This is a genomic window from Massilia sp. P2_C2, assembly GCF_056404615.1.
On sequence record NZ_JBFUDR010000504.1, the window covers coordinates 1 to 2,762 of the forward strand.

Annotated in this window: 4 protein-coding genes; 3 read left to right on the forward strand and 1 reads right to left on the reverse strand. The window is 70.0% G+C overall.

What is annotated here, in order from left to right:
• Positions 1 to 316, forward strand: a 316-nt coding sequence (locus AC1DYX_RS30055) for a hypothetical protein (RefSeq protein ID WP_477265716.1), incomplete at its 5' end; no start/stop codon positions are given.
• 78 nt (positions 317 to 394) lie between these two features.
• Positions 395 to 1,183, forward strand: a complete 789-nt coding sequence (locus AC1DYX_RS30060; protein WP_477265718.1) for a DUF5694 domain-containing protein — start codon at positions 395 to 397, stop codon at positions 1,181 to 1,183.
• A gap of 14 nt (positions 1,184 to 1,197) precedes the next feature.
• Here the strand turns inward: AC1DYX_RS30060 and AC1DYX_RS30065 are convergent, their stop codons facing one another.
• Complete coding sequence (locus AC1DYX_RS30065; RefSeq protein WP_477265720.1) at positions 1,198 to 1,677, reverse strand: glycine zipper family protein; 480 nt, start codon at positions 1,675 to 1,677, stop codon at positions 1,198 to 1,200.
• 238 nt (positions 1,678 to 1,915) lie between these two features.
• Here AC1DYX_RS30065 and AC1DYX_RS30070 point away from each other — a divergent pair.
• The coding region (locus AC1DYX_RS30070; RefSeq protein ID WP_477265722.1) for a patatin-like phospholipase family protein at positions 1,916 to 2,762 on the forward strand (847 nt) is incomplete at its 3' end.

Genomic DNA, 2,762 nt, shown 5'->3' on the forward strand with positions numbered 1-2,762 from the left:
CCGCGACGGCAACGTGTACCGGCGCAGCGGCGGCGAGTGGCAGCGCTACGACAATGGCGGCTGGAGCGACACGGCGGCGCAGCCGCGCACCCAGGCGCGCGACCCGGCGCGTTCGCCCCGCACCGCGCAGGCCAGGCCGGCGGCGCAGACGTCGGCGCTGCCGCAGAACCTGAACCGCGACTGGCAGGACCGCCAGCGCGGCTCGCTGCAGACGCAGCGCTTCTCGAATGTCAGCAGCGGCCGTGGTGGAAGCTTCGGCGGGGGCGGCGGGTTCGGCGGCGGCGGCGGGCGCAGGAGCGGGGGAAGGGGACGCTAGGCCGATCCCGGCAGTATGATGGTGGTCATCTGATACACTGGTCCGGAACGGCTATCCATCTTTCGGGACCATGACCCTATGAAGCGTTGCGCGCTACTCGCAGGTTTGTTCGTGCTGGCGACCGGGCCGGTGTCGGCCGCCGATGCACCGATCCGCGTGATGATGGTCGCCACCTACCATTTCGCCAATCCGGGCAGGGACCTGCACAATGCGCAGGCGGTCGACATGCAAACGCCGGTCCGCCAGGCCKAGCTGGAGGCCATCGTGAACGGCCTGTCACGGTTCGCACCCAATGTCGTTGCCATCGAATGGCGTGCGGCACCCGCGCGCGACGGCTATGCCGCGTACCGGAAGGGTGCGCAGGCGTCCAGCAACGAGGGGGCGCAACTCGGCTTCCGGCTCGCGCACGCGCTCGGGCTCGCGCAAGTCCACGGGATCGACGTCGACGGCGCCTTTCCCTTCGAACCGGTGAATGCCTGGGCGGCGGCCAACGGCATGGCGGGGCGGCTTGCCGACAGCCAGAAGCAGGTGGCGGCGCTGGTGCAGTCGATCTCGGAACGGCAACAAACCCATTCGATCGGCGGCGTGCTGAAGTGGATAAATTCACCCGCGGTCCTGCGGCAGTCGAACGCGATCTATGGCGATTTGTTGCGCTACGGCCGCGACGACGAGCAACCTGGCGCGGCCCTGAACGCGGCATGGGCGGCCCGCAATTACGGCATCTGCGCGCGCCTCGCGCAGGCGCTGAAGCCCGGGGATCGTGCGGTGGTGTTCTATGGACTCGGTCACGTGCCGTTCCTCAGGCACTGTGTCGAGGATATTCCCGGCATGGAGCTGGTCGATCCCGCGCCCTATCTTCCGGACTGATCCGGTTCCGGCCGTCACTGCATGGTATAGCCGCGCCCGTTCATACAGGCGGCGTACGCGCGCTGATAAGTATCCACCTGCTGCGCCTGGCCCTGTTGCGCGGATTCGTTGCGCGCAGCCTGGTTCTGGCGCGCGCGGTGTCCCCCGACCATCGTGCCGGCGACGGCGCCGACGCCTGCGCCCTTGCCCGTATCGCCCGTGATCGCGCCGATCGCCGCGCCGCCCAGCGCACCGCGCGCGGCGCCGCGCAGGCGTTCGCCGCCGCCCACGGCCGGTCCCGTTTCCTGGGGCGCCGGACTGGACGCGACGGCGGCCGGGTCGACGCCCGTCTTGTTCTTCGCCCAGACATGGCATTCGCCTTCGTCCTTGTCCTGCCGGGCCTGGCTCTGGCCCTTGGCCGGGTAGGCGATGGGGCCTTGTCCGGCCGCACCAGGCGGCACGGCCGCCAGCACGGCGGCGGCAACGGCGGCGGCGATGGTTTTCGTTGCGCGCATACTTGACCTCCACGATTCGGGCGACCGGCTCAGGGCGACCGGCTCAGGGCGACCGGCTCAGGGCGACCGGCTAGGGCGAGCGACGACATCCCTACTTTGCGGCTTGCGCGGGGCGGGCGCCATTGGRCTTTGGTCCCATCCTTTGATCTGCCTCAGCCGCGGCGCCGGCCCAATCGTGCGCAGGTCAGGCGCCCAGTACATTAGCGCTGTCCATCCGCGCAAGCCTCCGACCATGCCCATGCCGCTTTTTCGTTACCTGCTTGCATTCGCCGTCCTCGTACCGGCGCTGTCCGCTGCCGTCGCGGCGGTGGCGCAGCCGGCCCGGCCCCGCATCGGGCTCGTGCTGGGCGGGGGCGGTGCACGCGGCACGGCCCACATTGGCGTGCTGGAGGTGCTCGAGCGCCTGCGGGTGCCCGTCGACTGCGTGGCCGGCACCAGCATGGGCGCGCTCGTGGCCGGCGCCTGGGCCAGCGGAGTGGGGCCGGCGCAGATGCGCGCGCACCTCGCGCAGGTCGACTGGCGCGACCTGTTCGACGACAACCCGTCGCACGCCGACACCAACTACCGTGAACGCCGCCTTGCGCTGAGTTATTACCCGGGCCTGGAATTCGGCATCACCAACGAGGGCATCCGCGCGGCGCACGGCGTGGTGGGCGGGCAGAAGATCAAGCTGTTCTTCAACACGCTGGTCGGCGCCGACCGCGGCGAGCGCACCATCGAAAGCCTGCCGCTGCCCGTGGCCATCATCGCGACCGACATCGGCACGGGCGAAAAGATCGTGTTCCGCAGCGGCGAGTTGTCGACCGCGATGCGCGCCAGCATGTCGGTGCCGGCACTGCTGTCGCCGGTGCCCTACCATGGCCGCTACCTCGTGGACGGGGGACTGGTCGACAACCTGCCCGTCGACGAGGTCATGGCCGCCTGCCACCCCGACGTCGTGATCGCGGTCGACGTCGGTTCGCCGCTCGCCAAACCGGAAGACGTGACGACGATGGGCGCGATCACGGGCCAGACCATCGGCGTGCTGACGGAGCAGAATTCGGAGCGGTCGCGTGCGTTGCTCCGGCCCGGCGACATCTATATGC